Origin of the sequence: Streptomyces sp. BR1, assembly GCF_052373795.1 — a bacterium.
In the GTDB taxonomy this organism is placed as follows: domain Bacteria; phylum Actinomycetota; class Actinomycetes; order Streptomycetales; family Streptomycetaceae; genus Streptomyces.
Genome location: NZ_CM126252.1, coordinates 5,037,281 through 5,063,266, shown reverse-complemented (window position 1 = coordinate 5,063,266; position 25,986 = coordinate 5,037,281). Strand labels below are relative to the sequence as shown.

The 25,986-nt window shown below is 71.3% G+C and carries 26 protein-coding genes; 16 read left to right on the top strand and 10 right to left on the bottom strand.

Translation table 11 applies throughout. The annotated features are described in order from the left end of the window. Positions 1-377 precede the first annotated feature (377 nt). The 6 genes from ACT1U9_RS22000 to ACT1U9_RS21975 all read left to right on the top strand — a co-directional run bounded on the left by ACT1U9_RS22000 (position 378) and on the right by ACT1U9_RS21975 (position 7,013). Positions 378-1,622: a prenyltransferase/squalene oxidase repeat-containing protein gene (locus ACT1U9_RS22000; protein WP_444534389.1), complete on the top strand. Its 1,245-nt coding sequence runs from the start codon at positions 378-380 to the stop codon at positions 1,620-1,622. 17 nt (positions 1,623-1,639) lie between these two features. After that, positions 1,640-2,314 carry an SCO2322 family protein gene (locus tag ACT1U9_RS21995; protein ID WP_444534388.1) on the top strand — a complete coding sequence of 225 codons (675 nt, stop codon included), beginning with the start codon at positions 1,640-1,642 and terminating at the stop codon, positions 2,312-2,314. Next, positions 2,311-3,669: an energy-coupling factor transporter transmembrane protein EcfT gene (locus ACT1U9_RS21990; RefSeq protein ID WP_444534387.1), complete on the top strand. Its 1,359-nt coding sequence runs from the start codon at positions 2,311-2,313 to the stop codon at positions 3,667-3,669. The genes ACT1U9_RS21995 and ACT1U9_RS21990 overlap by 4 nt, the downstream gene beginning before the upstream one ends. Beyond that, positions 3,666-5,432, top strand: coding sequence for an ABC transporter ATP-binding protein (locus ACT1U9_RS21985; RefSeq protein WP_444534386.1), 1,767 nt, complete (start codon positions 3,666-3,668; stop codon positions 5,430-5,432). The genes ACT1U9_RS21990 and ACT1U9_RS21985 overlap by 4 nt, the downstream gene beginning before the upstream one ends. Further along, positions 5,429-6,277 (top strand): ECF transporter S component, encoded by an 849-nt coding sequence (locus ACT1U9_RS21980; protein WP_444534385.1) that lies wholly within the window; start codon positions 5,429-5,431, stop codon positions 6,275-6,277. The genes ACT1U9_RS21985 and ACT1U9_RS21980 overlap by 4 nt, the downstream gene beginning before the upstream one ends. 310 nt (positions 6,278-6,587) lie before the next feature. Then, positions 6,588-7,013: a transglycosylase SLT domain-containing protein gene (locus ACT1U9_RS21975; protein WP_444534384.1), complete on the top strand. Its 426-nt coding sequence runs from the start codon at positions 6,588-6,590 to the stop codon at positions 7,011-7,013. Positions 7,014-7,155: 142 nt separating this feature from the next. Here ACT1U9_RS21975 and ACT1U9_RS21970 read toward each other — a convergent pair whose 3' ends face one another. Continuing rightward, positions 7,156-8,325 carry a steroid 3-ketoacyl-CoA thiolase gene (locus ACT1U9_RS21970; RefSeq protein ID WP_444534383.1) on the bottom strand — a complete coding sequence of 390 codons (1,170 nt, stop codon included), beginning with the start codon at positions 8,323-8,325 and terminating at the stop codon, positions 7,156-7,158. A 312-nt stretch (positions 8,326-8,637) separates the two neighbouring features. Between ACT1U9_RS21970 and ACT1U9_RS21965 the strand changes: the two genes are divergently transcribed. Beyond that, positions 8,638-9,879, top strand: coding sequence for a cytochrome P450 (locus ACT1U9_RS21965; protein WP_444539217.1), 1,242 nt, complete (start codon positions 8,638-8,640; stop codon positions 9,877-9,879). Here the strand turns inward: ACT1U9_RS21965 and ACT1U9_RS21960 are convergent. Both ACT1U9_RS21960 and ACT1U9_RS21955 read right to left on the bottom strand, forming a co-directional pair. Further along, positions 9,869-10,138 (bottom strand): DUF397 domain-containing protein, encoded by a 270-nt coding sequence (locus ACT1U9_RS21960; RefSeq protein ID WP_444534382.1) that lies wholly within the window; start codon positions 10,136-10,138, stop codon positions 9,869-9,871. The two genes, ACT1U9_RS21965 and ACT1U9_RS21960, sit on opposite strands and share 11 nt — an antisense overlap. Continuing rightward, entirely contained in the window at positions 10,110-10,946 is an 837-nt protein-coding gene (locus ACT1U9_RS21955; RefSeq protein ID WP_444534381.1) for a helix-turn-helix domain-containing protein, read from the bottom strand. The genes ACT1U9_RS21960 and ACT1U9_RS21955 overlap by 29 nt, the downstream gene beginning before the upstream one ends. Before the next feature lie 94 nt (positions 10,947-11,040). Between ACT1U9_RS21955 and ACT1U9_RS21950 the strand changes: the two genes are divergently transcribed. Together ACT1U9_RS21950 and ACT1U9_RS21945 are read left to right on the top strand one after the other, a co-directional pair. Then, complete coding sequence (locus tag ACT1U9_RS21950; RefSeq protein ID WP_444534380.1) at positions 11,041-11,499, top strand: ATP-binding protein; 459 nt, start codon at positions 11,041-11,043, stop codon at positions 11,497-11,499. A 43-nt stretch (positions 11,500-11,542) separates the two neighbouring features. After that, positions 11,543-12,232, top strand: coding sequence for a pyridoxamine 5'-phosphate oxidase family protein (locus tag ACT1U9_RS21945; protein WP_444534379.1), 690 nt, complete (start codon positions 11,543-11,545; stop codon positions 12,230-12,232). On the opposite strand, the gene ACT1U9_RS21940 is transcribed toward ACT1U9_RS21945, so the two are convergent. Next, the gene (locus ACT1U9_RS21940) at positions 12,136-14,145 is read right to left on the bottom strand and encodes a bifunctional glycosyltransferase 87/phosphatase PAP2 family protein (RefSeq protein ID WP_444539216.1); all 2,010 of its coding nucleotides are present in this window, start codon (positions 14,143-14,145) and stop codon (positions 12,136-12,138) included. The genes ACT1U9_RS21945 and ACT1U9_RS21940 overlap by 97 nt on opposite strands. Positions 14,146-14,427: 282 nt before the next feature. Here ACT1U9_RS21940 and ACT1U9_RS21935 point away from each other — a divergent pair, with 282 nt between their 5' ends. Further along, positions 14,428-14,751, top strand: coding sequence for an antibiotic biosynthesis monooxygenase family protein (locus ACT1U9_RS21935; RefSeq protein ID WP_444534378.1), 324 nt, complete (start codon positions 14,428-14,430; stop codon positions 14,749-14,751). A 169-nt stretch (positions 14,752-14,920) separates the two neighbouring features. Here the strand turns inward: ACT1U9_RS21935 and ACT1U9_RS21930 are convergent, their stop codons facing one another. Next, positions 14,921-15,100, bottom strand: a complete 180-nt coding sequence (locus ACT1U9_RS21930) for a hypothetical protein (protein ID WP_444534377.1) — start codon at positions 15,098-15,100, stop codon at positions 14,921-14,923. Positions 15,101-15,279: 179 nt separating this feature from the next. Continuing rightward, positions 15,280-15,843, bottom strand: coding sequence for a hypothetical protein (locus ACT1U9_RS21925; protein WP_444534376.1), 564 nt, complete (start codon positions 15,841-15,843; stop codon positions 15,280-15,282). 102 nt (positions 15,844-15,945) lie between these two features. Between ACT1U9_RS21925 and ACT1U9_RS21920 the strand changes: the two genes are divergently transcribed. Next, positions 15,946-16,449, top strand: a complete 504-nt coding sequence (locus ACT1U9_RS21920) for a GNAT family N-acetyltransferase (RefSeq protein ID WP_444534375.1) — start codon at positions 15,946-15,948, stop codon at positions 16,447-16,449. A gap of 13 nt (positions 16,450-16,462) precedes the next feature. Here ACT1U9_RS21920 and ACT1U9_RS21915 read toward each other — a convergent pair whose 3' ends face one another. Continuing rightward, positions 16,463-18,550: a DHA2 family efflux MFS transporter permease subunit gene (locus ACT1U9_RS21915; RefSeq protein WP_444534374.1), complete on the bottom strand. Its 2,088-nt coding sequence runs from the start codon at positions 18,548-18,550 to the stop codon at positions 16,463-16,465. 149 nt (positions 18,551-18,699) lie between these two features. Here ACT1U9_RS21915 and ACT1U9_RS21910 point away from each other — a divergent pair, with 149 nt between their 5' ends. Beyond that, on the top strand, positions 18,700-19,758 hold the full coding sequence (locus ACT1U9_RS21910; protein ID WP_444534373.1) for a peptidoglycan-binding protein: 1,059 nt from the start codon (positions 18,700-18,702) through the stop codon (positions 19,756-19,758). A gap of 187 nt (positions 19,759-19,945) precedes the next feature. Beyond that, the gene (locus ACT1U9_RS21905) at positions 19,946-20,611 is read left to right on the top strand and encodes an HAD-IA family hydrolase (RefSeq protein WP_444534372.1); all 666 of its coding nucleotides are present in this window, start codon (positions 19,946-19,948) and stop codon (positions 20,609-20,611) included. A 169-nt stretch (positions 20,612-20,780) separates the two neighbouring features. On the opposite strand, the gene ACT1U9_RS21900 is transcribed toward ACT1U9_RS21905, so the two are convergent. Both ACT1U9_RS21900 and ACT1U9_RS21895 read right to left on the bottom strand, forming a co-directional pair. Beyond that, entirely contained in the window at positions 20,781-21,362 is a 582-nt protein-coding gene (locus ACT1U9_RS21900) for a TMEM165/GDT1 family protein (protein ID WP_444534371.1), read from the bottom strand. Positions 21,363-21,673: 311 nt separating this feature from the next. Beyond that, a complete protein-coding gene (locus ACT1U9_RS21895) occupies positions 21,674-22,417 on the bottom strand; it encodes an ABC transporter permease (protein ID WP_444534370.1) in 744 nt (247 codons plus the stop codon). A 102-nt stretch (positions 22,418-22,519) separates the two neighbouring features. Here ACT1U9_RS21895 and ACT1U9_RS21890 point away from each other — a divergent pair, with 102 nt between their 5' ends. The 3 genes from ACT1U9_RS21890 to ACT1U9_RS21880 all read left to right on the top strand — a co-directional run bounded on the left by ACT1U9_RS21890 (position 22,520) and on the right by ACT1U9_RS21880 (position 25,664). Beyond that, a complete protein-coding gene (locus ACT1U9_RS21890; protein ID WP_444534369.1) occupies positions 22,520-24,199 on the top strand; it encodes an alkaline phosphatase D family protein in 1,680 nt (559 codons plus the stop codon). 206 nt (positions 24,200-24,405) lie between these two features. After that, positions 24,406-24,888 (top strand): DoxX family protein, encoded by a 483-nt coding sequence (locus ACT1U9_RS21885; RefSeq protein ID WP_444534368.1) that lies wholly within the window; start codon positions 24,406-24,408, stop codon positions 24,886-24,888. A gap of 146 nt (positions 24,889-25,034) precedes the next feature. Next, complete coding sequence (locus ACT1U9_RS21880) at positions 25,035-25,664, top strand: DedA family protein (protein ID WP_444534367.1); 630 nt, start codon at positions 25,035-25,037, stop codon at positions 25,662-25,664. Between the two features lie 54 nt (positions 25,665-25,718). Here the strand turns inward: ACT1U9_RS21880 and ACT1U9_RS21875 are convergent, their stop codons facing one another. Then, positions 25,719-25,949, bottom strand: a complete 231-nt coding sequence (locus ACT1U9_RS21875) for a DUF2277 domain-containing protein (RefSeq protein ID WP_444534366.1) — start codon at positions 25,947-25,949, stop codon at positions 25,719-25,721. Positions 25,950-25,986 lie beyond the last annotated feature (37 nt).

Below are 25,986 nucleotides of genomic sequence, written 5' to 3'. Positions count from 1 at the left end.
GGTCCGGGGGCCCCACCCCCGGGAAACCACCTCCACCCCCACCCGCCCCCGGAGGGTTCAGGGAAGGGGCGGGGTGGGGGCTCCCAGGCGGGAACCGCCATCTCCACCCCCGGTACAGTGGGCCCGTCGTCCATGCCCGTACGGGGGAAAGCCGGTGCAAAACCGGCGCTGACCCTTCCCCAAGCTCTTAAGGAGCAGGGGAGACCCCAATCCGTGAACCGCCGCAAAAGCCGGCGGCAAGCCGGACCGCCCCGGCGGACATGTGCCGGCTCGGGTCACCGGCAAGCACGTCGGTGACCGGCCCCGTCGAGGTACACGGAGCCGGAGCCAGCGCGTCCCGCGCGCCTGCCCGGCCCGCAGGAGAGGCACCGCCCGCCATGACCGCACGCCGCTGCGCCGCAGCGCTCGCCGCCGCCACCGTCGTCCTCGGCGGAGCCGCACCCGCCTTCGCCGACGGCACCGCGCCATCGGCGAATGCCCCGGCGACGATCCCGCAGGGCCTGTACGGCACCAAGGACCCGACGTACGACGGAGTCTGGCGCCAGTCGCTCGCCCTGCTCGCCCAGAGCACCGTGGGCGTGAAGCCCGCCGCGCAGGCCATAACCTGGCTCACCGGCCAGCAGTGCGAGAGCGGCGCGTTCGCCTCGTACCGCGCCGACGCCACCAAGCCGTGCGACGCCAAGACGATGCCCGACACCAACGCCACCTCGGCCGCCGTCCAGGCCCTCGTCTCGCTCGGCGGGCAGCAGGACGTCGTGAAGAAGGGCGTCTCCTGGCTCAAGAGCGTCCAGAACGACGACGGCGGCTGGGCCTTCAACCCCGGCGGCAAGAGCGACGCCAACTCCACCTCGGTCGTCATCGGCGCGCTCGCCGCCGCCGGTGAGAAGCCCGCCGACGTCAAGTCCGCCAAGGGCGGCAAGTCGCCGCTGGACGCGCTCCTCACCTTCGCGCTGCCGTGCGACAGCTCGCCGGGCAGCGGCGCGTTCGCGTACCAGGGCGACCTGAAGACCGGAAAGCTGTACGCGAACGGTGACGCCAGTGCCGCCGCCGTCACCGCCGCCCACGGCAAGGGCCTCGCCGCCACCGCCGGTCAGCCCGACGCGAAGGGCACGGCGTGCGAGAAGGCGTCGACGCCGGAGCAGGCCGCGCACAACGGCGCCGCGTACCTCGCCAGGACCATGGCCAAGACGGGCCACCTCAACTCCGCGATGCCGGGCGCCGAGAGCCAGCCCGACTACGGCAACACCGCCGACGCCGTCGTCTCGCTGGCCACCGACGGCCTCGCCGACCAGGCCAAGCAATCCCTGGCGTGGCTGGAGAAGAACACGGCCGCCTGGGCCAAGGACAACGGCCCGGCCGCGTACGCCCAGCTCGTCCTCGCCGCCAACGCCACCGGCGCCGACCCGAAGAACTTCGGCGGCGCCGACCTGGTCAAGCAGCTGAACGCGACCGGCCCGGCCCCGGCGTCCGACGCGTCCGCCGCCGCCCAGAAGCCGTCCGCCGAGTCCACGAAGAAGAAGGACTCCAACACGTCGGTGTGGTGGATCGTCGGCGTGTTCTTCGTGGCGAGCGTCGGCGTGGGCTTCCTGGTCAGCTCGCGCAAGAAGAACCAGCGCCCGTGATGCCGTACTCGCGACGGATGCCGTACGTGCGACAGATGCCGCACGTACGGCGCCTCGCCGTCGTGGCCGCGCTCGCCCTCACGCTGACGGTCGGCGTGGGGGCTGCGTCGGCCCGGGCGACCGGGTACCGCTACTGGTCGTTCTGGGACCGCCAGGGCTCGACCTGGACGTACGCCACCCAGGGCCCGGCCACCGCGCACCCCTCCGACGGCGACGTCGAGGGCTTCCGCTTCGCGGTGAGCGCGGACTCCAAGGACGCCTCGAAGCCGCGCTCGGCGCCGTCGTTCGACGCGGTGTGCGCGGCGACCCCGGCGGAACCGGGCAAGAAGCGCATCGCACTGGTTGTGGACTTCGGCACTCCGCAGGACGCCCCGGGCGGCGAGACGCCCCCGGCGGCGCGTACGGCGTGCGCGCGGGTGTCCGAGGACGCGACCACGGCCGACGCCCTGGCCGCCGTGGCCAAGCCGCTGCGCTACAACAGCTCGGCGCTGCTGTGCGCGATCGCGGGCTACCCGAGGACGGGGTGCGGCGAGCAGGTGTCGGGCAAGTCGGGGACGACGGCCCCCACCCAGTCCGCCGAGCCGAAGAAGTCCTCGGACTCCGGCCCGTCGATGGGCCTGATCGCGGGCCTGGCAGCCGTCCTGACCCTGGCAGCAGCCGCAATCTGGCAATCCCGCCGCCGCGGGCGATGACGCGACGCCAGCAGATGCCGGAGGAATCGCCGGAGTACGAGCGGTCGGCCGCCCCGGCCGAAGGCCGGGTGCCCCCGCACGCTCCGCAGTCGCCGACGGCGAAGGCGCCCCACGAGAGGCCCCGCACCGTCGCAACCCCTCGCACGGGCGGAGCGGGTGGGTACGACGACCCGGCCGGAGGCCGGGTGCCCACCCACCGGCCCGCGGCCACGCGACGACGCCAAACACCCCGGGCACCCCGCACCCCACGGGCACCCCGCGCACCCCGCGCCACCAGGGCCAACGCCCTGCACCCCGCCGCCTGGTGGCTATGGGCCCTCGGCCTGGCCGCAGCCGCGTCCAGGACCACCAACCCCCTCCTCCTAGGACTCCTCGTCACCGTCGCCGGCTACGTAGTGGCCGCCCGCAAGACCGACGCCCCCTGGGCACGCTCGTACACCGCGTTCATCAAACTCGGCCTCGCAGTCGTAGCGATCCGACTCGTCTTCAACATCGCCCTCGGCTCCCCGATCCCCGGCACCCACACCCTCCTCACCCTCCCCGAGGCCCCTCTCCCCGACTGGGCGAAGGGGATACGTATCGGCGGACGCGTCACCGCCGAGGGCATGCTCTTCGCCCTCTACGACGGCGCCAAGCTCGCCACGCTCCTCATCTGCGTCGGCGCCGCGAACGCCCTCGCCAACCCCGCCCGCCTCCTCAAGTCCCTCCCGGGCGCCCTGTACGAGGCGGGCGTGGCCGTGGTCGTCGCGATGACGTTCGCGCCGAACATGGTCGCCGACGTCGTACGACTGCGTACCGCCCGGAGACTGCGCGGCCGCCCCACCGGCGGCATCAAGGCGATCCTCCAGATCGGCCTCCCGGTCCTGGAGGGCGCGCTCGAACGCTCGGTCGCCGTCGCCGCCTCCATGGACGCCCGAGGCTACGGCCGCACCGCGCACGTACCGCCCGCCGTCCGCCACACCACCACCGTCCTCACCCTCGGCGGACTCCTCGGCGTCTGCGCCGGTACGTACGGACTGCTCGCCTCCGAAGGCGCGGGCTACGGCCTCCCCGTCCTGCTCACCGGCCTCGCCGCCGCCCTCGCGGGCCTGCGCCTGGGCGGCCGCCGCTCGGTCCGCACCCGTTACCGCCCCGACCACTGGGGCGCCCGCGCCTGGCTGGTGTCCGGTTCCGGCGCGGCGGTCGCGGTACTGATGATCTGGGCGGGTACGTACGCACCGGAGGCCCTGCACCCCGGCGTACTCCCCCTGACCGCCCCCACCCTCCCGCTCTGGCCGGCGCTGTCGATCCTCCTGGGCCTGCTCCCGGCAGCGGTGGCCCCCGCCCCCAACTCGACCCCCAAGGAGCCGAAATGATCAGTTTCGAAGGGGTGTCGGTAACGTACGAGGGCGCCGCAGCCCCCACCCTCAACAACGCGCAACTCACCATCCCGGAGGGTGAGTTGGTCCTGCTGGTCGGCCCGTCCGGCGTCGGCAAATCAACCCTTCTCGGTACGGTCTCGGGCCTGGTCCCCCACTTCACCGGCGGCACCCTGCGCGGCCGTGTCACCGTCGACGGCCGCGACACCCGTACCCACAAACCCCGCGAACTCGCCGACGTCGTCGGCACGGTGGGCCAGGACCCCCTCGCCCACTTCGTCACCGACACGGTCGAGGACGAACTCGCGTACGGCATGGAGTCGTTGGGCCTGGCCCCCCACGTGATGCGCCGCCGAGTCGAGGAAACCCTCGACATCCTCGGCCTGGCCGACCTCCGCGACCGCCCGATCGCCACCCTCTCCGGCGGCCAGCAGCAGCGCGTGGCGATCGGCTCGGTCCTGACCCCGCACCCCAAGGTCCTGGTCCTGGACGAACCGACGTCGGCGCTCGACCCGGCGGCGGCGGAAGAGGTCCTGTCCGTACTCCAGCGCCTGGTCCACGACCTCGGCACGACGGTCCTGATGGCCGAGCACCGCCTGGAGCGGGTGATCCAGTACGCGGACCGAGTGATCCTCCTCCCCTCCCGAGGCGAGCCCCCGGTCCTGGGCACCCCGTCCGAAATCATGACCACGTCCCCGGTCCACCCCCCGGTGGTGGCCCTGTCCCGCCTGGCGGGCTGGACCCCGATCCCGTTGTCGGTACGAGACGCCCGCCGCAGGGCCCACGACCTCCGCGCAACGCTCTCGTCCCACATCCCGCAGCCGCCGACGGCGAAGGCGCCCCACGAGAGGCCCGACACCATCGCAACCCCTCGCACGGGCGGAGCGGGTGGGTACAACAACCCGGCCGAAGGCCGGGTGCCCACCCCGCGCCCCGCACAGGAACACGGCCTCCGAGCCGCCCTGACCCGCCTCCGGCGAGGACGCACGCAGCAAACACCCAGCGGCACGCCCACAGCCGCCGCAACGAACCTCGCCGTACACCGCGACCGCATAGAGGCCCTACGCCACGTAGACCTCACAGTCACCCCCGGTGAAACAGTCGCGCTGATGGGAAGGAACGGCGCAGGCAAATCCACCCTCCTCAACACCCTCGTCGGCATGATCGAACCCACCACCGGCACGGTGACGGTGAACGGCCGCACCCCCCACCGCACACCCCCGCGCGACCTGATCCGCGAGGTCGGCCTCGTACCCCAGGAGCCCCGCGACCTGCTGTACGCGGACACGGTCGCGGCCGAGTGCGCGACAGCCGACGCGGACGCCCAGGCACCCGACGGCACCTGCCGCGACCTGGTCTCCGCCCTGCTCCCCGGCGTCCCCGACGACACCCACCCCCGCGACCTCTCCGAGGGCCAGCGCCTCGCGCTCGCGCTGGCGATCGTCCTGACGGGCCGCCCCCCGCTCCTCCTCCTCGACGAGCCGACCCGAGGCCTGGACTACGCGGCGAAGGCCCGCCTCGCCGACGTCCTGCGCACCCTCGCCACCGAGGGCCACGCGATCATCCTGGCCACCCACGACGTGGAACTGGCAGCGGAGATCGCCCACCGAGTCGTGATCCTGGCCGACGGCGAAGTGGTCGCGGACGGCCCGACGGCGGACGTAGTCGTGTCATCCCCCTCCTTCGCCCCCCAGGTGGCGAAGATCCTGGCCCCGGAGCCATGGCTCACGGTCTCGCAGGTGAAGAGGGCCCTGGCATGACCACCGAGCCCGAGGACCGCCAGGCCAAGGCGATAAAAGTCGGCCCACGGGCCGCCACGGCCCTCACCCTCATCACCGCCATAGGCGTCGCCGCCTTCGGCTGGCCCCTGCTCGCCGACGGGGACTCCGGGCTCGCCCACTCCCAGGACGCCCCCTGGCTCTTCGCCGCGCTGCTGCCGCTCCTCGTGGGTGTGGTGGTCGCCACCATCGCGGACGAGGACAACGGCATGGACGCCAAGGCCGTCGCGATGCTCGGCGTCCTCGCGGCGGTGGGCGCGGCACTGCGCCCGCTGGGGGCGGGTACGGCGGGCCTGGAGCCGATGTTCTTCCTCATGGTCCTGAGCGGACGCGTACTGGGCCCCGGCTTCGGCTTCGTACTCGGCGCGGTCACGATGTTCGCGTCCGCCCTGCTCACCGGGGGTGTCGGCCCCTGGATGCCGTTCCAGATGCTGGCGATGGGCTGGTTCGCGATGGGGGCGGGCCTGCTCCCGGGCCGCCACCGCCTCCGAGGCCGGGCGGAACTGGCCCTCCTCGCCCTCTACGGCTTCGTGGCGTCCTTCGCGTACGGCACGGTCATGAATCTGCAGGGCTGGACGTACATCGGCGGGATGTCGTCGGGGATCTCCTTCCACCCGGGCGACCCGCTCGGCGAGAACCTGCTGCGCTTCGCGGCGTACTGCGCGACCACGTCGCTCGGCTGGGACCTGGGCCGTGCGGTGCTGACGACCGTGCTCACGTTCGCACTTGGCTCGACCGTACTGAAGGCACTACGCAGGGCCACCCGACGCGCCAACTTCGAGGCCCAGGTCACATTTACGGGGTCCGAGGGGGGTCCCACGGGGTGAGGCCCCCCACAGGCCCTTAGTCCCGTACGACCCGGAATAGTAGCCTTTACACCCCCCACACAAGCCCACAAACAGGGCCCCTGACCAGGCAATCCTCTGTACCCACCAGCTGGGGCCGTTCACCCCTCCATGCGAGGGCGACTAGTAAGAGGGGTCGTTGCGGCGGGGTGTGCGGGTCGCTAAAACTGGTCCAGTCGCCGGGCACCGCCTGGCCCGTCACCGGGCCGCGGAAGCCCACGCAGGACGAACCCCCGCTTCTCCCGAGGAGCATCCGCATGCTCTCCGGAGCTGCCGCCTGCCCGCGACGCCCATGTCCCCGACGTTAGGTCGCTCTGTGTCGTTCGCCGCTCGTATCGCCGCCCGTAAGAAGTCCATCGCCGCCGGTGCTGCCACGCTGCTCGCCGCCGCCGGTGTCGCGGTGGCCGCTGTCCCCGCCCAGGCCGCCCCGATGGGCGCCCAGGACGTGGCCAAGCAGATGATTTCGAGCTCGGCCGAGTTCCAGTGCTTCAGCAACATCGTCAAGCACGAGTCCGGCTGGAACGTCCACGCCTCGAACCCGTCGAGCGGTGCGTACGGTCTGGTCCAGGCGCTGCCCGGCTCCAAGATGGCCACCAAGGGTTCCGACTGGCAGACCAACCCGGCCACCCAGATCGCCTGGGGCCTGGACTACATGAACTCCCGCTACGGCAGCCCGTGCGGCGCCTGGAACTTCTGGCAGCAGAACAGCTGGTACTGAGCCGCACGTGCCGAGCACTGAGTTCACCCGCGCCCCCAGGAGGGCCCGAAGGGCCCGTTAAGGGGCGCGGGGAACTGCGCGAGTAACCCAGCACGGTCCGCGGAAAAGCAGGGGGTCCGGGGGCGCAGCCCCGGGAGACCTCCTACAGGCGCTGGATGATCGTCCCCGTAGCCAGCGCACCCCCCGCACACATCGTCACCAGCGCGAACTCCCGGTCCCGCCGCTCCAGTTCATGCAGCGCCGTCGTCAGAAGGCGCGCCCCCGTCGCCCCCACCGGATGCCCGAGGGCGATCGCGCCCCCGTTCACGTTCACCTTCTCCAGGTCCTGGTCGAAGACCTGCGCCCACGACAGCACCACGGACGCGAACGCCTCGTTGATCTCGACCAGGTCGATGTCCCGCAGGGACATGCCCGCTTTCCCCAACACCGCCCGGGTCGCGTCGATCGGGCCGTCCAGGTGGAAGTGCGGGTCCGCCCCCACCAGCGCCTGCGCCACGATCCGCGCCCGGGGCCGCAGCTTCAGCGCCCGGGCCATCCGCTTCGACGCCCACATGATGGCGGACGCACCGTCCGAGATCTGCGACGAGTTCCCCGCCGTGTGCACCGCCGTCGGCATCACCGGCTTCAGCCGTGCCAGCGCCTCCAGGGACGTGTCCCGCAACCCCTCGTCCCGGTCGACGAGCCGCCACATGCCCTGGCCCGCCGCCTGCTCCTCCTCCGTCGTCGGCACCTGCACCGCGAACGTCTCCCGCTTGAAGCGCTCCTCGCCCCACGCGACCGCCGCCCGCTCCTGCGACCGCAGCCCGAGCGAGTCGACGCGCTCGCGCGTCAGCCCCCGGTGCCGCGCGATCCGCTCGGCCGCCTCGAACTGGTTGGGCAGATCCACGTTCCACTCGTCCGGGAAGGGCTTCCCCGGCCCGTGCTTGGACCCGGACCCCAGCGGTACCCGCGACATCGCCTCCACCCCGCAGCTGATGCCCACATCCACCACCCCCGCCGCGATCATGTTCGCGACCATATGGCTGGCCTGCTGCGACGACCCGCACTGGCAGTCCACGGTGGTCGCCGCCGTCTCGTACGGCAGCCCCATCGCCAGCCACGCGTTGCGCGCGGGGTTCATGGACTGCTCGCCGGCGTGGGTGACCGTACCTCCGACGATCTGCTCGACGCAGTCGGCGTGGATCCCGGTACGGCCGAGCAGTTCACGGTAGGTCTCGCCCAGCAGATAGGCGGGATGGAGATTGGCGAGCGCGCCCCCGCGCTTGCCGATCGGCGTGCGTACGGCTTCGACGATGACGGGTTCCGCGGCCATGAGCTCGTCCTCTCCTCACGCAGTCGCCGGAGGCCTCCCGGAGCCGCCACAGCGACCGGACCAGATCGAATCAGTCGAATCAGATCGAACTAGTACGCGTTCTAGTTCTGAGTGCAGTCTGGTGAGACTTACCCCCGGTACGCAAGGGTTGTGCACGCACCTCGCACGCACCCAGCACGCTCCCGCGCCCGCAACGGATCCCGCACCGCCCCTTGCCACTTGTAGAACCCGTTACTACCTTTCAGTCAAATTCTGATGGGTCGTCAGACAAGTGCCGACCAGACGCAGAACCAGATGCAGATGGAGTTGCCGATGCGCTGCCCCCACCTTCCCGAGGGGTTCGACTTCACCGACCCCGACCTGCTCCAGGCCCGCGTCCCGTACCCGGAGTTCGCCGAGGCCCGGCAGACGGCCCCGGTCCTCTGGTGCCCGCAGCCGCACGGCATCGCCGGTTTCGGCGACGACGGCTACTGGGTGGTGACACGGCACGCCGACGTCAAATACGTGTCCACGCACCCGGAGTTGTTCTCCTCCACCACCAACACGGCCGTCATCCGCTTCAACCAGAACATCAGCCGCGACCAGATCGAGGTCCAGCGGCTGATCATGCTGAACATGGATCCGCCGGAGCACACCCGCGTCCGCCAGATCGTCCAGCGCGGCTTCACCCCCCGCGCGATCCGCTCGCTGGAGGGCGCGCTACGGGACCGCGCCCGCCGCATAGTCGACACGGCCCTCGCCGCCTCCAAGGGCCGCGACTCCTTCGACTTCGTCACCAACATCGCCGTCGAACTCCCCCTCCAGGCCATCGCCGAACTCATCGGCGTCCCGCAGGAGGACCGTACGAAGATCTTCGACTGGTCCAACAAGATGGCGGCGTACGACGATCCCGAGTACGCCATCACCGAGGAGATCGGCGCCGAGGCGGCCATGGAGATCGTGTCGTACGCGATGAACCTCGCGGCGGCGCGCAAGGAGTGCCCGGCGAAGGACATCGTGTCGACGCTGGTCGCGGCGGAGGGCGAAGGCAACCTGCTGCCCGACGAGTTCGGATTCTTCGTCATCCTGCTCGCGGTCGCGGGCAACGAGACGACCCGTAACGCTATCAGCCATGGCATGCACGCGTTCCTCACCCACCCCGACCAGTGGGAAGTCTACAAACGCGAACGTCCCGAGACGGCGGCCGAGGAGATCGTGCGCTGGGCGACGCCGGTGGTGTCCTTCCAGCGCACGGCGACACAGGACACGGAGCTGGGCGGCCAGAAGATCAAGGCGGGCGACCGGGTAGGCCTGTTCTACTCGTCGGCGAACAACGACCCCGAACTCTTCGACAACCCGGAGCAGTTCGACATCCTCCGCGACCCGAACCCGCACCTCGGCTTCGGCGGCGGAGGCCCGCACTTCTGCCTCGGCAAGTCGCTGGCGGTCCTCGAAATCAACCTGATCTTCAACGCCATCGCCGACGCCCTCCCGAACCTCACGCTGGCAGGCGACCCGCGCCGCCTGCGCTCGGCATGGCTGAACGGCATCAAGGAACTTCAGGTCACGCCGTAACGGACCGCACGAACGCGCCGAACGCGGCGGGAGTGAACGTGATCGCCGGGCCGTCCGGATTCTTGGAGTCACGGACGGCTACGGCGTGGGGGAGGTCGGCGATCTGTATGCAATCGCCGCCCTGGTCACCGCTGTACGAGGACTTGCGCCAAGCGGCACCATGGAGGGTTGCGCACTCGACGCATTCGCCACCTTGGTCGCTGCTATAGCTCGACTTACGCCACTGGGCGTCAGCCAGCTGAGAGTTGTTGCTCCCCATAGCGCTCCTCCATCACCCGCTGGATCAGCTCGGCCGAGTCCCGCAAGGACAGGGCCGCTGCCTGCAGATGATCGTATCGGAGCGAGCAGTCCTTGACAGTCTCTGGATTGGCCGTGGGATGCCCCATCCCATAGCCCTCCGTATAGACGATCGCGGGGTCGTCGGCGAACCGGAAGAGGGTGAACGAGCCCGTCAGCCCGGCATGCGCCCCGACCTCGTACGGAAGCACCTGGATGTTGACGTGCCGCTTGTTCTGGTAACTCAACAGGCGCGCGAGTTGATCCCGCATGACGTCCGGCCCACCGATGTCCTGATGCAGCGCCGCCTCGCTCAGGATCGTCCACAGCACCGGGGGCTTGGGCTTCTCCAGGATCCGCTGGCGGGCGAGCCGGACGGCAGTCCGGTCATCAAGCTTGACGGTGTCCACCGTGCCGAGCACGGCACGCGCGTACGCCTTGGTCTGAAGCAGCCCATGCACCATGTTGGTCTGGAAGGTGTAGATCTCGATCGCCCGCGACTCCAGCTCCGCAACCTGCTGAAACCACGCCGGAAGCTGGCTCCGCAGCACCAGCGGCAGCAGCCGGGACAGCAACCCACCCGTCCCCAGCGCGATGTCCGCGCGCTCACTGAAGTCCGACGTCGGCAGCTTGCGCGCCGTCTCGATCTGGCCGATCAGCGATCCGGTGTACGAGATGATCGCGCCCAGCTGCTTCTGGGTGAGCCCGACCGCCTCGCGGTAGCGGCGCAGCTCGTATCCGTAGTAGTCGAGCGGCGACGCGCTCGGGTCGAGGACGTTGACGTGGACCACGGCGGGTACCCCCTCGGGCTCAACTCCGCTTACTTCCAAGCGGGTTGTATTCGTTCCGTAGCCGAGCGTAGCCATCACGCGGCACGCTCGTACCGTGAACGACAATTCCCAGTACGGCATGCGCTTCACGGTCGGCGCGCACTCCGCCCGCCATGTACGCAGGATCGTCCGTACCCACCTGGACCAGTGGGCCATGTCCGAGCTGTCGGAGGCGGCGGAGCTCGCCGTGACCGAACTGCTCGCGAACGTGGTGCGCCATGTGCCCGACCGCTACTGCGTGTTGAAGCTCAGAAGGCGACCCCACGGCGTACGCATCGAGGTGTCGGACGGCTTCCCGCAGCTCCCGCTCCCCCGCGCCGCCTCGGACGACGACGAGTCCGGCCGAGGCCTCGTCCTGCTCGACGCGGTCGTCGACAAGTGGGGCGTCTCGCCGGGCCTGACGAAGACCGGCAAGACCATCTGGTTCGAGTGCGGCACGTCCGCATCCCCGACCCCGACTCCGACCCCGGAGCCTCCCTCGGACGTAGACCTTGATGATCCCCGATACGACTGAAACAGTTGAGATCGAACATGATCTCAACCGGATCGGTGGGGGAATGAGCACGCAGAAACAGAATCAGCACCTTGCGGTCACTGAGCGCACCCGTCATCGGCGGCTGCGCGAGCAGGGCAGTACCCGTGTCGCCGATCTCGACGCGATACTCCGCGCCGGGTTCGTCTGTCATCTCGGCGTCGTCGTCGACGGGGTGCCGATGGTCGTGCCGACCGTGTACGGGGTCGACTTCGGGACGCGGACGTTGTACGTGCACGGGTCCGTGGCCAGTCGTAGCCTCGTACAGGCGCCGGACGCGACCGTCTGCGTCACCGTGACGCATATCGACGGGCTGGTGCTCGCGCGGTCGGTGTTCGAGCACGGGGTCAACTACCGCAGCGCCATGGTGTACGCCGTGCCCCGGCTGGTCGCGGACGGGGACGAGCTGCTGCACGGGCTGCGGGTGGTGACCGAGCAGTGTGCGCCGGGGCAGTGGGAGTACGCACGCCAGCCCAACCGCAAGGAGCTCGCGGCCACTTCGCTGCTCGCGCTCTCGCTGGACGAGGCGTCCGTGAAGACGGCGTCCGGCCCGCCCCAGGACGGGGACGGGCCGGACGGTGAACTCGGGCTGTGGGCCGGGGTGATACCGATGCGCAGCTACTTCGACGCGCCGGAGCCCGACCCGGCTCTGCCCGCCGGCATCGCCGTGCCGCCCCATGTCGTGGCCCTGGGCCCGGGCAGCTCCGGCAGCTGAATCCCGCGCGGCCCGGCCAGTACGTGGACGAGGGCGAAGCCCGCGCCGACGACCGTCGCGCCGCCGATCGCGTCCAGCACCCAGTGGTTGGCGGTGGTGATGATCGCGCAGACCGTGAAGAGGGGGTGGAGGAGGCCGAGGGCCTTCATCCACAGCTTCGGCGCCACCACCGCGATCACGATCCCGCACCACAGGGACCAGCCGAAGTGCAGCGACGGCATCGCCGCGTACTGGTTGGTGACCTGCGTCATCGGGCCGTACTCCGGGTGCGCCAGGTCCTGCGGGCCGTGGACCGTGTCGATGAACCCCATGCCCGGCATCAGGCGCGGCGGCGCCAGCGGGAAGAGCCAGAAGCCGACCAGGCCGAGCAGCGTCGCGAAGCCGAGCGCCGAGCGCGCCCAGCGGTAGTCCGCCGGGCGGCGTACGTACAGCACGCCCAGGATCGTCAGCGGGACGATGAAGTGGAACGTCTCGTAGTAGAAGTTGAAGAACGAGAGCAGCCATTTCGCGTGCTGGATCGAGTGGTTCGCCCAGTGCTCGATGTCGATGTGGAGCGCGCGCTCGATCGACACGACGGTCCGACCGTGCGCCTGTGCCGTCTCGCGCCCGGCGCTCGCGGCCAGGCGGATGTGCGAGTACGCGGAGTAGCCGACGCGGATGACCAGCAGTTCCATCAGCAGGTTCGGGCGGCTCAACACCCGGCGCCAGAACGGCAGCAGCGGGATGCGGGACCAGCGCGCCGGAACGGATGTGCCGTACTCCGTGGGAACGGGTGCACGGAAGTGCTCGGCGGTGCGCGGCAGGAACGGGACGGCGCACGCGGCGACGAGCGCCGTGAGGAGGGGAACGTTGTCACGTATCGCGTACAGCGCCGACATGTTCGGCAGCAGGACCGTGCCCGGCAGCGTCATGACGAGGACGACGACGGCGGGCCACGCCAGCCGGTCGCGGGCCTTGGCCCCGACCCGGCCGACCATCGCGAGCAGCACCCAGAGCAGTTGGTGCTGCCAGGCGGTCGGCGAGACGGCGACCGCGACGCAGCCGGTGAGGGCGACGGCGAGGAGGAGTTGGCCGTCGCGCGCGTAGCGGACGGCACGGCGCAGGCCGAGGAAGACGACGGCGGCGGCGAGCACCAGGAAGAGCGCGATCTCCAGCGGCCCCTCCAGGCCGAGCCGGAGCAGCGCGCCGTGCAGCGACTGGTTGGCGAGGCTGTCGGCCCGTGCGCCGAGCCCCGCGCCCGCCACATGGTGCACCCAGTACGTCCAGGAGTCGTGCGGCATGACCGCCCAGGTCAGGGCGGTGGCGGCGGCGAAGGTCCCGGCGGTGGTGACGGCCGCGCGTCTGCGTCCGGTGAGCCAGAGCAGCGGCACGAAGAGCAGTACGGTCGGCTGGAGGGCGGCGGCGATGCCGATGAGGACCCCGGATCCGCGTTCACCTCGTACGGCGAAACAGCCGAGCAGGACGAGCAGCACCGGGATGATGCTGGTCTGGCCGGTGGTGAGGGCGTTGCGGACGGGCAGCGAGACCATCAACAGGCTGATGGCGACGGGTGCGGCGAGCAGCTGGCTGCGCCGTGAGACGGGGCCCGGCAGCGCGCGGGCGACGATGACGCCGATCACGGCGACGAGGAGAAGTGTCGAGAACGTCCAGGCGACGCCGAGCGCCTTCTCTGCGGAGTGGGTGAGCGGTTTGAGTACTAAGCCGGCGAAGGGGGTGCCGGTGAAGTGCTCCTTGTCGTAAAGGGACCCCTTCACATGCAGAACACCATTGACGCCATTGACCCCGTCGACGCTGTTGACGCCGGTCCAGGTCTCCAGGTCGGTGAGCCGCTGACCCGGTGGGAGCCGCAGGACGTGAGCCATCTGCCGTATCGCGAGCACTGCGGCGACCAGCCACAGGGCCACCCGGGCCATGCTCATCCTGGTGTCGGCGGACCCCGTGTCCACCGTGCTGCCGCGTTGGCCGTGCTCCGCATTCGCCACGCCCCGCCGAACCTCCCACCGTTCCACTGGCCGAGTTCCCGCCGCCCCCGGCTCCGGGGCGGCATCCCTAGAGCCTTGCACCACCCCGATGAGAAGACTCAGGCAACCCCCATTTCGCCTGACTGTCACCGGTGTTTCGACCGAAACCACGTTTGCGAGAATCCGCAACTTACCGGAACGGGGTCGGCGGGGCGGGGTGGTTATTGTCGAGGCATGAGCATTGTGAAGATCAACGTCCTGACGGTTCCGAGCGAGCAGCGCGAGGTCCTGGAACAGCGGTTCGCCGCACGGGCCGGGGCGGTGGAGAACTCCGACGGTTTCGAATGGTTCGAGCTTCTGCGGCCGGTCGAGGGGACGGACCAGTACCTGGTGTATACGCGGTGGCGTAGCGAGGCCGACTTCGAGGCGTGGATGGCTACGTCGATGCGGGGTGCGCACGGCGGCGCCACCGCTGAGGGCGACCGCCCGAAGCCGGCGGCAACGGGCTCCACCCTGTGGTCCTTCGAGGTGGTCCAACAGGCGTCCCCGAAGGCCTGACGCCTGATCCCCCACCCCACCCCTTCCCGAAAGCCTCCGGCGGATGTTCGTCTGCGGACCGTGCCGGGTTGCTCGCGCAGTTCCCCGCGCCCCTGGGTAGTCAGGGGCGCGGGGAACTGCGCGATCAGCCCCCACCGGGCCGCAGCCGAAAAGACTCCAGCGCGGAGCGCTAAAGCTCCAGCAGGCGCTCCGTGAGCGCGCGGCACTCCCGCAGGGTCAGCCGCAACGCCTCCGTATCCGCCTTGCCGGACGCCGACGACCGGCGCTCGCGGACGAGGTCGGGAAGACGCGCGACGACCTCCGCCAGGACCGCGTCCGCCTCCGACACAGCCTGCCGAGGCTCATCCACGAACCCACTCACCGCCCGGTGCAACCGAAGCGCCCACTTGTCCCGCTCCTCAGTCGGCAGCAGGGCAACAGCCGAAAGCTCAGGCCGCGGAGGCGGCACAGGCGGCTCACCCTGGGCCGAGGCCTCCACCGGGAACGGCCCCGGGCCCGCGTCCACCGCGCCGTACTCCTCGCCCCGCATCACACCGCACCCCGCTTCGCGGCATGCCGCGGCCCCGCCGTCAGCAGCTCCTCGAACAGCGTGCGCGCCTCGATCATCGCCTCGCGCATCTCCTCCGTGTCCGCCGCGCCCCGAGCCGCCCGATGCACCCGCCGGTAGCCGTCGAGCCGACCGGCGTGGTGCACGGACAGCGCCGCGATCTGGTCGTCGTACGCCTTCGCCGCCGGGAACCCCCGCTCCTCGGCAAGACGCGCCACCAACTTGTCCGCCTCCTCCGCCGCATGCCGGGGCGAGTCGACGAACTGCTCCTGGATCCCCGCCCAGCGGACGAGGTAGTGCTCGCGCACCTCCGCCGGCATCGGCCGCTCCGCGAGCGAACCGTGCCGCTTCAGCCGCTCGCCGAGCTCGCGTTCGGCCGCGCGCCGGTCCCCGTCGTGCAGGACGACCGCCCGCTCGTACTCGGGGCCGAACCGCCGCCGCAGCCCGCGCCCGCCCGCCGCCGCACCCCGTACGACGAGGAGCGCGGCGGCGGCGAGCACGACGACGAACACCGCGATCAGAACGACGATCACGATCGTGGACATGACTACCCTCCGGTGAGTGCGTACGTACGCGACCTGGGTCCGAACACCGGGTCACCAGGAATTCGGTGGCCAAACAGCAACCGCTTCGGGTAGGCAGGCGCCATGAGTTGGATCATGATCCGCGAGCCGTACGACACCCCCGACGCCACACTGCTCCGCCGCGACTACTACGACGAGGTCGCGAGCCGCTGGTACGGCAGACCGGCCACCGCCGAGGAGATCGAGCAGGGGTTGACCGACGACGGGGCGGAGAGACTGCGGCCCCCTCTGGGCGACTTCGTCGTGGGGCGCCATCACGGCAAGCCCGGCGCCTGCGGCGGCATCCAGCTCTGCGAGACCGCCCCCGTCATCAACGGCACCGCCCCGGCCACGGCCGAGCTGACCCGCGTATACGTACGACCGGAGATGCGCGGAAGCGGCGGCGGCGCTGCCCTGCTCACCGCCCTGGAGGACGCCGCCCGCCGTCTGGGCGCCCGCCGTCTCGCCCTGGACACCCGCCACGACCTCGTCGAGGCCCGCGCGCTGTACGCCAGGAACGGTTACCGCGAGATCCCCCCGTACATACAACGCCCTTACGCGGAACGGTGGTTCGCGAAGGAACTCTGATCTCCGATCAACGTCACCGCGCGTGGTCTCGGCGCAGCTCCGGGCCCCGGGGCGACTCGCCGTCCGAGCCAGACATCTCCGCCGTCAGCTCCTCCACCAGCTTCTTCAGGTCGGTGGGGCGGTCGGGGCCCCACCAGTCTCCGAGGAGTTCACCCAGGGACTCCTCGCGGGCCGAGGCCAGACGGAGCGCCGTCTCGCGGCCGGGTTCCGTGGGGACGAGCGCGATGCCCTCGCGGCGGGCGAGGCCCCGCTCCTCCAACTGGCGGCCCGCCGCCGTGATCACCGTGAGGGGTACGGGCACACGCTCGGCCAGGAAGGCCGGTTCGGCGGAGCCGTAGCGGTGGATGCGCAGCAGCAGCCAGCTCGACGCGGGGAGCAGGTCGAGTCCGGCGCGGGCGGTGATCCGCTCGTACAGATCGCGGCGGCCCTCCCGGGTGCCGAGCACCGACAGCGCCCGCGCGCACTCGTCGTACGACGAACGCTGGACCGGGTTCGAGGCCACGGTCTCGCTGACGTCGGGCGCGGTGACGGCGCCGCGCAGCTTGTCCTCGCGCAGGAACCAGGCGACCACGAAGGCGACGAGCGTCACCGGGACCGCGTAGAGGAAGACATCGGTGATCGATTGCGCGTACGCGTGCAGGACCGGGGGACGGAGAGTCGGCGGCAGGGCCGCGATCGTCCGTGGATCGGCGGCCAGTTGGGACGGGCCCGTGCCCGCCGGGAGCGGTCGGCCCTCGAGCGCGTCGGCGAGTTTGCCGTTGAGGCGGTTGGTGAAGATGGTGCCGAAGATGGCCACGCCGAACGACGCCCCGATCGAGCGGAAGAACGTCGCTCCGGAGGTGGCGACGCCCAGGTCCCCGTAACTGACGGCGTTCTGCACCACCAGGACCAGGACCTGCATCACCAGTCCGAGGCCCGCGCCGAAGACGAAGAAGTACACGCTCATCTCCCACGTCGGGCTCGACTCGGTGAGCCGGTGCAGCAGCATCAGGCCGATCGTGACCACCGCCGTGCCCGCGATCGGGAACACCTTCCAGCGGCCGGTGCGCGAGACGATCTGGCCCGACGCGGTCGACGTCAGCAGCATGCCGAACACCATCGGCAGCATGTGCACCCCGGACATCGTCGGCGTCACACCCTGCACGACCTGCAAGAACGTCGGCAGATACGTCATCGCGCCGAACATCGCGAAGCCCACGACGAAGCTGATGACCGCGACGAGCGAGAACGTACGGATACGGAACAGCTTCAGCGGAAGCACCGGCTCCACCGCCTTGCGCTCCACCGCCACGAAGCAGCCGAGCAGCACCGCGCCCAGCACCGCGAGCCCGATGATCTCGCCGGACCCCCAGGCCCAGGTCGTCCCGCCGAGCGAGGCCACCAGGACCAGGCAGGTGGCGACGGACGCGATCAGGAACGTGCCGAGGTAGTCGATGGTGTGGCGGGTGCCGCGCACCGGGATGTGCAGCACGGCCGCGATGACGATGAGCGCCACCACGCCGACCGGCAGGTTGACGTAGAACACCCAGCGCCAGCTGAGGTGTTCGGTGAAGAAGCCGCCGAGCAGCGGCCCCAGCACGCTCGTCGCACCGAAGACCGCGCCGAACAGGCCCTGGTAGCGGCCGCGTTCGCGGGGCGGCACGATGTCGCCGACGATCGCCATCGACAGCACGATGAGCCCGCCGCCGCCCAGTCCCTGGACGGCCCGGAAGGCGATCAACTGAGCCATGTTCTGGGCGACTCCACAGAGTGCGGAGCCGATGAGGAAGAGGACGATGGCCGACTGGAACAGCTTCTTGCGGCCGTACTGGTCGCCGAGCTTGCCCCAGAGCGGGGTCGCGGCGGTCGAGGCGAGCATGTACGCGGTGACGACCCAGGACAGATGCTCCATCCCGCCGAGGTCGCTGACGATGGTCGGCAGGGCGGTGGAGACGATGGTCTGGTCGAGGGCCGCGAGCAGCATGCCGAGGAGCAGCGCGCCGATGGCGACGAGCACGGTCCGCCGCTCCTGTCCCGCACCGGGAGGTATGGCGCTGGGGTCTGCGGGATCCGTGGGCTCCCTGGGGTCCCTGGGGGCCGATTCCCGAGCTTCCTGAGCCATGGCCGCCCCTCTCTGTCTCCTTCTTCCTCCATCCTGATCGCAATGTCCGGATATGGCCTGCCGGGGTCGGCGGGGGCCGGTGATCGGGCGGCGCGGGACCTGCCGTGAGCCTGCATAATCGCTGGCAGTTCAAGGGGAGGGGACCCACGATGAGGGCACACGTATGTCCTGAATGCGGTACGGAACGCGAGCACGACGGCAGACCCGGCTGCCCCTGCGCCGCCCGCGCCGCCGAGGCCGCACGCGCCGAGCGCTCGGCCGAGATAGCCGCGAGCGAGGACTTCGACCCGCTGCGCCTGCGGCCGTACGTGACGCTGGAGAACGTGGGGGTGGAGGGGGCGGGCGCGGGTGCGGGGGCCGCCTCGGCCGGTGACCCGACGGCGACGATGCCGCTGCGGGCGGTTCCGGCGGGGCCGGGGCCGGTTTTCGGGGGTGCTGCCGGTGGTGACGCCTTCGCGGGCGCGCCCGGTTCGGCTGCCGCCGGTGGCGACGCCTTTGCGGGCGCGCCTGGCCCGGCCGCCACTGCGGGCGGTGGCGACACCGGCCCGTACACCGGCCCCGACGCCTACGAGCCCGTACTGCACCAGGCCGCCGCCACCCCGTCCCGCTCCCGCCGACGCCGCCCCCTCCTCCTGGCCTCGGTCGCCGCCGCGACGATCCTGGCCGCCGGTACGGCCGCCTTCGCGGGCGGTGGGCTCTTCGGCGACGGGCACGGCGACTCGGCGGCGCTGCCCGACACGACCGTCTCGACCCTCCCGTACGGCGACACCCCCTCCGCGGCCACCTCGACGCCCTCCCCCGCCGCGTCGAAGTCCGCCCACGACACCCCGAGCACGAGCCCGTCGCCACGCAAGAGCTCACCGGCGCCGAGCCGTACGCCCGCACACTCCCCCAGCCCGTCCCGCAAGCCGGTCTCCCCGACTCCCTCCCCGTCGAAGGCCACCGGCAGCGTGGACAGCGCCCCGGCCGAGCAGCCCGCCGCCGCACCCGTACTGCGCCGGGGCGACAGCGGCCCCGAAGTGGCCGAACTCCAGGACCGGCTGGCGCAGTTGACGATCTACGACGGGAACGTGGACGGCCGGTTCGGTTCGCGTACCGAGCGCGCGGTGAGCACGTACCAGTCGTACATGGGCCTCACCGCGGACCCGCCGGGCGTCTACGGCCCGGAGACCCGCCGCGCTCTGGAAGCACAGACGTCCCAGCAGTAACGAAAACGTGAGACAGCCGCCCCCGTCGGACCGTCCACTGCCTCCGCAGTCGAACGGTCCGGTGGGGGCGGTTGGCGTATTCGGCCCCGCGTTTTGTATCGTGGAGGAACAAAGTGGCTCCGCCCGTATTCCCTGACCGGCGGGCGGGGCCGCTTGTGTCTCTGCTCCCGCTCCCAGGAGTCCGCCGATGACGGCCACGCCCACCACCCTGACCGCCCGCGCCCTCCTGCTCGACATGGACGGCACGATCGTCAACTCCGACGCCGTGGTCGAGCGCTGCTGGCGCGCCTGGGCCGTCGAGCACGGGCTCGACCCCGACGAGGCGCTGAAGGTCGTCCACGGCCGCCAGGGCTACGCCACCATGGCCGTCCTGCTGCCGGACCGCCCGATGGAGCAGAACCACGCCGACAACCGCGTGATGCTCGCCCAGGAGACCGCCGACACCGACGGCGTCGTCCCCGTCCCCGGCGCCCCCGCCTTCATGGCCGCCCTGTCCGGCCTCCCCCACGCCCTGGTCACCTCGGCCAACGAGCCCCTGGCCCGCACCCGCATGGCCGCCGCGGGCCTGCCCATGCCCGCCGTCCAGATAACCGCCGAACGAGTGGGCACCAGCAAGCCCGACCCCGAAGGCTTCCTGAAGGGCGCCGCGGAACTGGGCTTCGCCCCGTCGGACTGCGTCGTCTTCGAGGACTCGGAAGCGGGCATACGGGCAGGCAAGGCGGCGGGGATGCGGGTGATCGGCGTAGGCCCGCGAGCGGCGGAGCACGAGCCGACGGCGTACGTACCGGACCTGACACACGTAACGGTGACGCCCGGGGCGGACGGCACGATCGACCTGACGATCACGCCCTGAGCACCCCGTCCCCTAGGGGCGCGGGGAACTGCGCGAGCAACCCAGCACGGTCCGCACCCGACCGAGATCGCCCCGCAGGGGCGCTTTAGGGGCGCGGGGCTGTGACATTTGCGGCTCCGCCGCGTGGGCGCGACAAGCCACAGAAAACCCGCGCCCGAAGGGCAAGCCGTCAGCCTGTGACGGCCTCAAACAGGCTGAACCCGGCAAGCGCAGCCATCAAGCACGCCGCAACCTTGGTGATCAGCTTCAACGGCACGTACTTCATCAACGTCCGCCCACCCAGAATCCCAAGCCCCGCGACCGCCCACAGCGCAAGCACCGCGCCAAGGCCCACCGACAGCGGGCTGTCATACCGGGCGGCCAGATTCGCGGTCATGATCTGCGTGAGATCACCGAACTCCGCGACCAGGATCAGCATGAACCCCGCCCCGGACACCTTCCAGAAGGACTGATCGGCCGGCGCCGCGACGTCCTCCTCGTCGTCGTCCTTCTTGAAGAGCAGCACCGCCGCCCCCGCGAGGAACAGCACGCCCACGATCGCCTGGAGCAGCCGGTGCGGCAGCAGCGTCAGCACGCTGCCCGCCGCGATGGCGAGCGCGACATGGAGCGCGAACGCGGCCGCGACGCCGACGAACACGTACGACGCCTTGTAACGGGTGCCGAGCATCAGGCCCGCGAGCGCGGTCTTGTCGGGGAGTTCGGCAAGGAAGACCACGCCGAACGTGATCGCCAGGATGGTGAAGCTGAGCACGGAAAAGGTTCCTCAATCGGTCGGGCACGGCCGCACCGAGAGCGTTTCACGAGAATTCCGGGGTCGCTTCGGCACGGCAGCACCATGAACAGTCATGGTCACTGCGGCCGAAGGTCTCGCTGGCCGACCCTCACGGGCCTGCCTCCGGGCGCCGGCTGGGCTCTCCCTGGGGAGGTTCCAGCAGTATGTCGACGGTCCGGCGAAGAGCTACTCCCCTTCTGCTCCGTACAGAATACGGGACGCGAAGAATCCCTCGACAGGGACTTTGGTCCCGCGCCGAGACCCGCCGAGGCCCGCCGCCACACGCGACCTCACGCCGCCACGTCCCGGTGCACCCTCCCCCGCGCCACCAGCTCAAGCACCACCGACACCGCCGTCGCCTGCACCGCCATCAGTGCGACCAGGACGAACAGCTGCACCGCGCCCGCCTGCACCGGTGACGCACCGCCGAGCAGCATGCCGACGAACGCGCCCGGCAACGTGACCAGGCCCACCGTCCGGGTCTGGTCCAGGCCCGGGAGCAGCGCGTCGGAGGCCGCCGCCCGGGCCACCTCCAGCCGCGCGTCCCGGTCGAGCAGCCCGAGGGCCATCGCCGCCTCCACCTCGCCGCGCCGCACGGTCAGCTCGTCGAGCGCGCGCCGCCCGCCGAGCACCGTCGCGGTGAGCGCGCCGCCGATGAGGATGCCGGTGACGGGGATGAGCGCGATGCCCTTGACCGGGACGAGCCCGGTGAGCAGCAGCGCGGCCACCACCGGGGTGACCCCGGCCGCGATCGGCAGCGCGGCCCACCACCAGGTGCCGTTCTGCGTCATCCGCCGCCCCGCCGTACGCACCGCCACCGCGAACATCAGCAGCAGGAACCCGAGCAGCAGCGGCACCGACCCGACCACCCAGCGGATCGCGCTCGCCACCACCGCCAGCTGAACGGCCGCCCGCACTCCGGCGACCAGGATCTCCCGCCCCCGCCCGAGGTGTGCGGCCGCCGCGACACCGGCCGCGGCCAGCAGCAGTACGGCGAGGACGACCCCGAGCGTGAGGTTGACGGGCAGCAGCACGCGCCCACGGTACGCCGGTGGAACCCGCGCGCCGGGCGGCACCGACGGCACTATCTCGCCGCCGCGTCGTTCCGTACCGTACGGAACGACGGAGGGGACGACATGGCCGGACTGCGCCTGGGACCACTGCTGCGCCACGTCGACGGGGAGTCCGGCACCTCGGCCACGGTGTGGGTGGAGACCGACCGGCCGTCGACGGTCCGGGTGCGCTGCGGCGACGGCGGCCCGGACACCGCCTCAGGCTCCTCCCGTACGTTCCAGATCGCCGGGCACCACTACGCCCTCGTCCCCGTCACCGGCCTCACCCCGGGCGCCGCGACACCGTATGAAGTGCTGCTCGACGAGCGGCGCGTGTGGCCGCCCGAGCGCTCCCCCTTTCCCTCGCCGGTGATCCGTACGCCCGCGCCGGGCGCTCAGGAGCTGCGGATCGCGTTCGGGTCCTGTCGCTGGGCCGCACCGCCGGAACGCGAGCACGACCCCGTCGGACCCGACGCCCTCGACACGCTCGCCGTGCGCCTCGCCGCCGACCCCGGTGCCGAGCGCCCCGACGTCCTGCTGCTGCTCGGCGACCAGGTGTACGCCGACGCCGTCTCGCGGGCGACCCGGCGGTGGCTGGCCGCCCGGCGCGATCTGCGCGACCCGCCGGGGGCGCAGGTCGGGGAGTACGAGGAGTACACCCGGCTCTACGACGAGTCGTGGGGCGACCCCGAGGTGCGCTGGCTGCTGTCCACCGTGCCGAGTTTCATGATCTTCGATGACCACGACGTGATCGACGACTGGAACACCAGCGCCGCCTGGCTCGCGGGCATGCGCGCCACCGCGTGGTGGCCGGAGCGGCTGGCGAGCGGGCTCATGTCGTACTGGGTCTACCAGCACCTGGGCAATCTCTCCCCGGCCCAACTGGCCGCCGATCCGCTGTACTCGGCGGTCCGGGCGACCCCCGACGGAACGGAGGCGCTGCGGCGGGGCTGCGCGCCGACCGCCCCTTCTTCCGAAGGACAGCGCTGGAGCTACCGCCGCGACTTCGGGCGGGTGCGGCTGCTGATGGTGGACACCCGCGCGGCCCGCGTCCTGGACGAGGACAAGCGCGCGATGCTCGACGAGGCGGCGGCCGACTGGCTCCAGGAGCAGGCGCTCGACGGGCCCGGCGGCTACGACCACCTGCTGATCGGCAGCTCGCTGCCCTGGCTGCTGCCGCCGCTCGCCCATGACGCGGAGGCCTGGAGCGCGGCGCTGTGCCGTGGCGTACGCGGCCCGCGCTGGGCGCGGTTGGCGGAAAAGCTGCGCCGCCGGGCCGACTTGGAGCACTGGGCGGCGTTTCCGGCGTCGTTCGCCCGGCTCGCCGAGCTGATCGCCCGCGCGGGCTCGGGCACCGCCGCCCCGGCCACGGTCTGCGTGCTCTCGGGCGATGTGCACCACGCGTACGTCGCCGAGTCGGGCCGGACGAACAGCTCTCCCGACGGCCGTTCCGGCGCGCGGGTGTTCCAGCTGACCTGCTCGCCCGTCCACAACGCGGTGCACGCCGTGATCCGCGCCGGGTTCCGGTTCGGCTGGAGCCGCGCGGGGCGCCGCCTCGGCCGCGCGCTGGCCCGGCACGGCCGCACCGGACGGCCCCCGGTGCGCTGGCACCGCACGGGCGGCCCCTGGTTCGGGAACCAGCTGATGACCCTGACCCTGCGCGGCCGCTCCGCACACCTGCGGCTCGACCAGGCCCGAGCGGGACGCGGACGCGAGCCTGCCCGCCTGATCACGGTCTTCGACCGGGACCTGACTGCCGAGTAGCCCACGCAGTCCCCGCAAGCCGCGTAACCCTGCGTCGCGACACGTTCGTATTACGTCCATGTATGCCCCCCGTAAAGGCGATTTCCAGCCGACCATAAGCGGAATCAGGTCACCTACTTAAACTTGAACTTGCAAGTACTACTCAGGCCTACCTAACCTTGAGACTTCAACGACCCCGTCCCCCACCCCGAAGGAGCCCGTCCCCCATGGCCTCCCCCGCACAGCCCTCCGCTCTCACCATCGAGCGCGCCAAGCCGTACGTGCTCGGCCTCTTCCGGATCGTCATCGGCTTCTTCTTCACCTGCCACGGCGCCGCCTCCCTCTTCGGCTGGTTCGGCGGTGCGCCCGGCACCGGCGGCTCGCTGGAGGTCGGCCTCTGGCCCAACTGGTACGCCGCCGCCATCCAGTTGGCCGGCGGCCTGCTGATCATGGCCGGTCTCTTCACCCGCTCCGCCGCCTTCCTCTCCTCGGGGTCCATGGCGTACGCGTACTTCGACGTCCACCAGTCCGGCGCGCTGCTTCCGCTCCAGAACGGCGGCGAGGCCGCCGCGATGTTCAGCTGGGCCTTCCTGCTGCTCGTCTTCACCGGCCCCGGCGCGCTCGCCCTCGACCAGCTGATCGGTGGCCGCCGGACCGCCGAGCTCCCCGACGTCACGCCCGCCGCCGCGACTGCGGGAACGTCACGCTGACCCAGGGGCACAGCAGTTCACCGGCTCGACGGTGACACCTCACCCCCGAACGGAAACCCCATGCGCCCCAGGCGTACGCTGTACGGCTGTACAGCGTCCCGGCCGCAGACCAGCGAGAGCGGGGCGCATTCCGTTCGGGGGTCGCAGTGCTGGAGAGTGTGGGGTCGCTGACGGGCAGCCCATGGATTTACGCCGTGGTGACGGTCTCCGTTCTCCTGGACGTGTTCCTCCCGGTCCTCCCCAGCGGGGTCTTGGTGATCACCGCCGCGACCTCGGCGGCGGCCGGTTCGACCACCGCCGCGGGCGCCCCGCACGCCATACGCGACGTACCCGATCTGCTGCTTCTCGCCGCCTGCGCCGCCGCGGCCTCCGTCGCCGGCGACCTCGTGGCGTACCGCCTCGCCTGGCGCGGCGGGGCACGGCTCGACCGGGCCATCTCCCGCTCGCGCCGCCTCACCCGCGCACAGGAACGTCTCGGCGCCGCGCTGAGCCGGGGCGGCGGCGCGCTCGTCGTCATCGCCCGGTTCGCCCCGGCGGGCCGGTCCGTGGTCTCCCTCGGCGCGGGCGCGGCACACCGCACCCCCAGGGAGTTCCTGCCCTGGTCCGCCCTCGCGGGGATCGCCTGGGCCGGATACAGCGTCGGCCTCGGCTACTTCGGCGGGCGCTGGCTCGGCGCGACCTGGCTCGGCACGGGCATCTCCGTCCTCGCCCTGTTCGCCGCGGGCTCCCTCGCCGCGTACGTCATGCGCCGCCCGGAACCGGCCACGGCCGCCTGACCGGGCGCACCACGGCCCAGCGCATCACGAGCCACCGCGCTGAGACACGGCTGACTACACCGGCGTCCTGACCGGCACTCCCCGTATCTCCAGCCCCTCAAGCAGCCGGGCCGTCGCCTCGGCCATCTCTTCGACCGCGCGGTCGAAGACCTCGCGGTTGTGCGCGGCGGGCGCCCGGAAGCCGGACACCTTGCGTACGTACTGCAGAGCCGCGGCGCGGATCTCTTCGTCGGTGGCCTCCTCGGGGAGGGCCGGCGGCCTGAGGGTCTTGATGCTTCTGCACATGCCTCAAGTGTGACGGGTACCACTGACAACGGGCCCG

Excerpts from the sequence above, each read along its gene's own strand:
- ACT1U9_RS21910 (WP_444534373.1), top strand. The coding sequence starts at position 18,700 with ATGAGGGCACACGTATGTCCTGAATGCGGTACGGAACGCGAGCACGAC.
- ACT1U9_RS21920 (WP_444534375.1), top strand. The coding sequence starts at position 15,946 with ATGAGTTGGATCATGATCCGCGAGCCGTACGACACCCCCGACGCCACA.
- ACT1U9_RS21965 (WP_444539217.1), top strand. The coding sequence starts at position 8,638 with ATGCGCTGCCCCCACCTTCCCGAGGGGTTCGACTTCACCGACCCCGAC.
- ACT1U9_RS21990 (WP_444534387.1), top strand. The coding sequence starts at position 2,311 with ATGACGCGACGCCAGCAGATGCCGGAGGAATCGCCGGAGTACGAGCGG.
- ACT1U9_RS21935 (WP_444534378.1), top strand. The coding sequence starts at position 14,428 with ATGAGCATTGTGAAGATCAACGTCCTGACGGTTCCGAGCGAGCAGCGC.
- ACT1U9_RS21885 (WP_444534368.1), top strand. The coding sequence starts at position 24,406 with ATGGCCTCCCCCGCACAGCCCTCCGCTCTCACCATCGAGCGCGCCAAG.
- ACT1U9_RS21875 (WP_444534366.1), bottom strand. The coding sequence starts at position 25,949 with ATGTGCAGAAGCATCAAGACCCTCAGGCCGCCGGCCCTCCCCGAGGAG.
- ACT1U9_RS21985 (WP_444534386.1), top strand. The coding sequence starts at position 3,666 with ATGATCAGTTTCGAAGGGGTGTCGGTAACGTACGAGGGCGCCGCAGCC.
- ACT1U9_RS21925 (WP_444534376.1), bottom strand. The coding sequence starts at position 15,843 with ATGTCCACGATCGTGATCGTCGTTCTGATCGCGGTGTTCGTCGTCGTG.
- ACT1U9_RS21890 (WP_444534369.1), top strand. The coding sequence starts at position 22,520 with ATGGCCGGACTGCGCCTGGGACCACTGCTGCGCCACGTCGACGGGGAG.
- ACT1U9_RS22000 (WP_444534389.1), top strand. The coding sequence starts at position 378 with ATGACCGCACGCCGCTGCGCCGCAGCGCTCGCCGCCGCCACCGTCGTC.
- ACT1U9_RS21995 (WP_444534388.1), top strand. The coding sequence starts at position 1,640 with ATGCCGTACGTGCGACAGATGCCGCACGTACGGCGCCTCGCCGTCGTG.
- ACT1U9_RS21980 (WP_444534385.1), top strand. The coding sequence starts at position 5,429 with ATGACCACCGAGCCCGAGGACCGCCAGGCCAAGGCGATAAAAGTCGGC.
- ACT1U9_RS21975 (WP_444534384.1), top strand. The coding sequence starts at position 6,588 with ATGTCCCCGACGTTAGGTCGCTCTGTGTCGTTCGCCGCTCGTATCGCC.
- ACT1U9_RS21940 (WP_444539216.1), bottom strand. The coding sequence starts at position 14,145 with ATGGCCCGGGTGGCCCTGTGGCTGGTCGCCGCAGTGCTCGCGATACGG.
- ACT1U9_RS21945 (WP_444534379.1), top strand. The coding sequence starts at position 11,543 with ATGAGCACGCAGAAACAGAATCAGCACCTTGCGGTCACTGAGCGCACC.
- ACT1U9_RS21970 (WP_444534383.1), bottom strand. The coding sequence starts at position 8,325 with ATGGCCGCGGAACCCGTCATCGTCGAAGCCGTACGCACGCCGATCGGC.
- ACT1U9_RS21915 (WP_444534374.1), bottom strand. The coding sequence starts at position 18,550 with ATGGCTCAGGAAGCTCGGGAATCGGCCCCCAGGGACCCCAGGGAGCCC.
- ACT1U9_RS21905 (WP_444534372.1), top strand. The coding sequence starts at position 19,946 with ATGACGGCCACGCCCACCACCCTGACCGCCCGCGCCCTCCTGCTCGAC.
- ACT1U9_RS21960 (WP_444534382.1), bottom strand. The coding sequence starts at position 10,138 with ATGGGGAGCAACAACTCTCAGCTGGCTGACGCCCAGTGGCGTAAGTCG.